Source organism: Herbaspirillum sp. UBA812 (assembly GCF_002296545.1).
Lineage (GTDB): Bacteria > Pseudomonadota > Gammaproteobacteria > Burkholderiales > Burkholderiaceae_D > Herbaspirillum > Herbaspirillum huttiense.
The window spans coordinates 1-3,506 of sequence record NZ_DBIC01000398.1 but is presented as its reverse complement, the minus strand read 5'-3'; the positions used below and the strand labels follow the sequence as shown (position 1 = coordinate 3,506).

General features: G+C 63.4%; 4 protein-coding genes. 2 read left to right on the top strand and 2 right to left on the bottom strand.

Features of this window, described 5'->3' with window-relative positions; translation table 11 throughout:
• Positions 1–260: 260 nt before the first annotated feature.
• Positions 261–749, bottom strand: a complete 489-nt coding sequence (locus B3873_RS26070; RefSeq protein WP_026051927.1) for an Lrp/AsnC ligand binding domain-containing protein — start codon at positions 747–749, stop codon at positions 261–263.
• A gap of 151 nt (positions 750–900) precedes the next feature.
• Between B3873_RS26070 and B3873_RS26065 the strand changes: the two genes are divergently transcribed.
• Positions 901–2,202, top strand: coding sequence for a D-amino acid dehydrogenase (locus B3873_RS26065; RefSeq protein ID WP_034337215.1), 1,302 nt, complete (start codon positions 901–903; stop codon positions 2,200–2,202).
• Between the two features lie 77 nt (positions 2,203–2,279).
• Here the strand turns inward: B3873_RS26065 and B3873_RS26060 are convergent, their stop codons facing one another.
• On the bottom strand, positions 2,280–3,074 hold the full coding sequence (locus tag B3873_RS26060; RefSeq protein ID WP_034337225.1) for an AraC family transcriptional regulator: 795 nt from the start codon (positions 3,072–3,074) through the stop codon (positions 2,280–2,282).
• Between the two features lie 170 nt (positions 3,075–3,244).
• Here B3873_RS26060 and B3873_RS26055 point away from each other — a divergent pair.
• Positions 3,245–3,506 (top strand): EamA family transporter (locus tag B3873_RS26055; protein WP_286870008.1); only part of this gene is annotated, 262 nt, incomplete at its 3' end.

Below are 3,506 nucleotides of genomic sequence, written 5' to 3'. Positions count from 1 at the left end.
AACGCTTGGCGACCTCTCGCACTCACAGATTGAATGTGAACAGGCCCTAATGTAGGTGAAGTCTAGGACACGCCAGTCCCGACCGGAATGCACAGGGAGCGGCGACGGATTCAAGCACAGTGCCTGTCAAGCCGCGCGCGCAAAGACTCGCCGACGATGTGTACAGTAGCTGAAGTTGCGGGTGTCTGCTTTTCTGTACCGGAACTGTCCGGCCACTGTACTGTTATCCGTACGCCCATCCGTACCGGCTTCTGCCGGGCTCAGTCATCCAGCGGCAGCGCCAGCGTCTCCTTGATCTCTTCCATCACTACATAGCTCTTGGACTGCGCCGCCCCCGGCAGCTGCAGCAGGATGTCGCCCAGCAGCTTGCGGTATTCCGCCATGCCCCGGATGCGTGCCTTGATGAGGTAGTCGAAGTCGCCCGAGACCAGGTGGCATTCCTGCACTTCGGGAATGCGCAGCACCTCGCGGCGGAACTGCTCGAACATGTTGCCGGACTTGTGATTGAGCGTGATCTCCACGAAGACCAGCAAGGTCGCCCCCAATGACTCGGGATTGACGCGCGCGTAATAGCCGCTGATGACGCCATCGCGCTCCATGCGCCTGACCCGTTCGATGCAGGGCGTGACTGACAAACCGACCTGCTCCCCGAGCTCCTTCATGGAAATGCGGCCATCCTTTTGCAGCACGGCCAGGATGCGGTGATCGAGCTTGTCGAGGGTGCGGATGGACTGTTGCTGAGTTCTCATGAAATTTTCCCGTTTCAGCGCGATTTTCATGAAACTTTCATGAAATTAGCTAGAAATATGAAAACAAATACTATTTATTCGCCCATATGATAGCTGAATCTTCTAATCCACAAGCCTTTTGCAGCGGCATCAACGAAACGGGGAGTTCAGCATGCGCGTCGTCATTCTTGGAAGCGGTGTCATCGGGGTCACCAGCGCCTGGTATCTGGCCAGGGCCGGTCACGATGTGACCGTGCTGGACCGCCAGCCCGGCCCCGCGCTGGAAACCTCCTTCGGCAATGCCGGCCAGATCTCTCCCGGCTATGCCTCGCCCTGGGCCGCGCCCGGCATTCCCCTGAAGGCCATCAAGTGGATGTTCCAGGAACATGCCCCGCTGGCCATCCGCCCGGACGGTACGCTCAACCAGTTGCGCTGGATGTGGCAGATGCTGCGCAACTGCAATGCCGAAAGCTACGCCGTCAACAAGGAACGCATGGTGCGCCTGGCCGAATACAGCCGCGACTGCCTGCGCGACCTGCGCGCCGATGTCGGCATCCCCTATGAAGGCCGTCAGCAAGGCACGCTGCAACTGTTCCGCTCGCAGGAACAGCTCGAGGGTGCCGCCAAGGACATCGCCGTGCTGCAGGAAGCCGGCGTCCCCTTCGAACTGCTGACCCCGGAACAACTGGGCGGTGCCGAACCGGCGCTGGAGAAGGTGCGCGGCAAGCTCACCGGCGGCCTGCGCCTGCCCAATGACGAAACTGGCGACTGCCAGCTCTTCACCACCCGCCTGGCCAAGATGGCCGAGCAACTGGGCGTGAAATTCCGTTATGGCGTCTCGATCGACGCCCTCACCATGGCCGGTGGCAAGATCGCCGGCGTGGTCTGCGGCAAGGAACTGGTGCAGGCCGACAGCTACGTGGTCGCCCTCGGCTCCTACTCGCCGCAACTGCTGCGCGACATCCCCGGCCTGCCGGGCATTCCGGTGTATCCGCTCAAGGGTTACTCGATCACCGTACCGATCACCGATGCCTCGGCCGCACCGGTCTCCACCATTCTCGACGAGACCTACAAGATCGCCGTCACCCGCTTCGATGACCGCATCCGCGTCGGCGGCATGGCCGAGATCGTCGGCTATGACACGGCCCTCAAGGCCAAGCGCCGCGCCACGCTGGAACTGGTGGTCAACGATCTGTTCCCCGGTGCAGGCGACACGAAGCAAGCCAGCTTCTGGACCGGCCTGCGCCCGATGACCCCGGACGGCACGCCCGTGGTCGGTGCCACCCCGGTCTCGAACCTGTACATCAACACCGGTCACGGCACGTTGGGCTGGACCATGTCCTGCGGTTCGGGCCAGCTGCTGGCCGACCTGATCTCGGGACGCCGCCCTGCCATCGCCCATGAAGACCTGTCGGTGGCGCGCTACATGGCCTCGGGCAGCACCGTGCAGACGCCGCGCCTGGCAGGGGCCTGATCGCCCCATCGCGTATCGATAGTCTCTTCTGCATCCCTCGCAGAATGGTTGGCCGGAGTGAAATGCTCCGGCCTTTTTTATGCGCGCACGGCCGGATGCGATGAGGGGACATATCCCGTCATCCGCTTGAACATGGTCGAGAAGGTTGCCGGCTGTTCGTAGCCGAGATCATAGGCAATCGCCGTCACCGAGTGTCCCAGCGCCAGCCGCGAGATCGCATTGACGATGCAGGCGCGCAGCCGCCATTGCTGGAAGCCCATCCCGGTCTGCGCCAGGAATCTGCGGGTGAAGCTGCGCTCGCTCATGTGCAATTGTTCGGCCCACTCGGCCGGGCGCGCGCGGATCGAGGGCGATCGCATGAAGTCGCGACACAGCGCCCCCAGCTTCTCCTCCTGCGGCAGCGGCACGTACATGGGAATCTCGCGGGCGCGGGCGATCTCCTTGAGCAGCAGGTGCATCAAAGCCTCCTCCCGGCTATCGGGTGCGTAATGCGGATCGATGCGGGTGGCTTCGATCAGCAGCTCGCGCAGCAGCGGATGCACCTCCAGCACCTGGCAGGTCCGCGCGGCGCGCGGCGCATGTTCGGGCTCGACGAAGGCGCTGCAGGTAGTCACCGGCAAGAGCATGCGGCTCTGGTGCTCGCGCCCGGAAGGAATCCACACCGCGTGCTGCGGCGGCACCACCCAGGCCCCATCCTGCGTGACCACCTGCATCAATCCCCCCAGCCCGAACAGCAACTGCGCCCGGCGATGGCTGTGCCAGGCCTGCAGCGAATCGCGCGCGTAATCGGCGCCGGCGGCTACCACCGGGCGCGCGATGCGGTCCACCCGGTCGATAGGCAGCGGGGAACGGGAGGGAGAAGGCTTGCGCATGGTCTGGTCTCGCTTGGCGTACATGCAAAGATGACGCACCAATGATGGAAACTCCGCCACCACGAAGCTCGCCTCGCAGCTTGGCGTAAATTCAAACATTCTTGACCCAAGTACGAAAGTCAGTCAACCGGCCCTGCCCTACTGTACGGTTTTCATCCAACGATTTCGCCATGCCTCCTCCCCTCCTCTCCGGCATTCTGGTCGCGCTCATCTGGGGCGTGCAGCCCGTGATCTCGCGCTACGGCTTGCAGCAAGGGCTCACGCCGCTGGATGCGACCTTGATGCGCTTTCTCACCAGCGGCCTGCTGATCCTGCCCTTTGCCTGGCGGCGCGGGCTCTGGCAGGCCTGCGGTGTCGGCTGGGGACGCGGGCTGGTGCTGTTCCTGCTGTCGGGCCCCTTGTTCAGCCTGGTGCTGGTGGCGGGCGTGAACT

What these genes read in the sequence shown, in the direction of transcription:
- B3873_RS26060 (WP_034337225.1), bottom strand. Translation starts at nt 3,074, where the DNA reads ATGCGCAAGCCTTCTCCCTCCCGTTCCCCGCTGCCTATCGACCGGGTG.
- B3873_RS26070 (WP_026051927.1), bottom strand. Translation starts at nt 749, where the DNA reads ATGAGAACTCAGCAACAGTCCATCCGCACCCTCGACAAGCTCGATCAC.
- B3873_RS26065 (WP_034337215.1), top strand. Translation starts at nt 901, where the DNA reads ATGCGCGTCGTCATTCTTGGAAGCGGTGTCATCGGGGTCACCAGCGCC.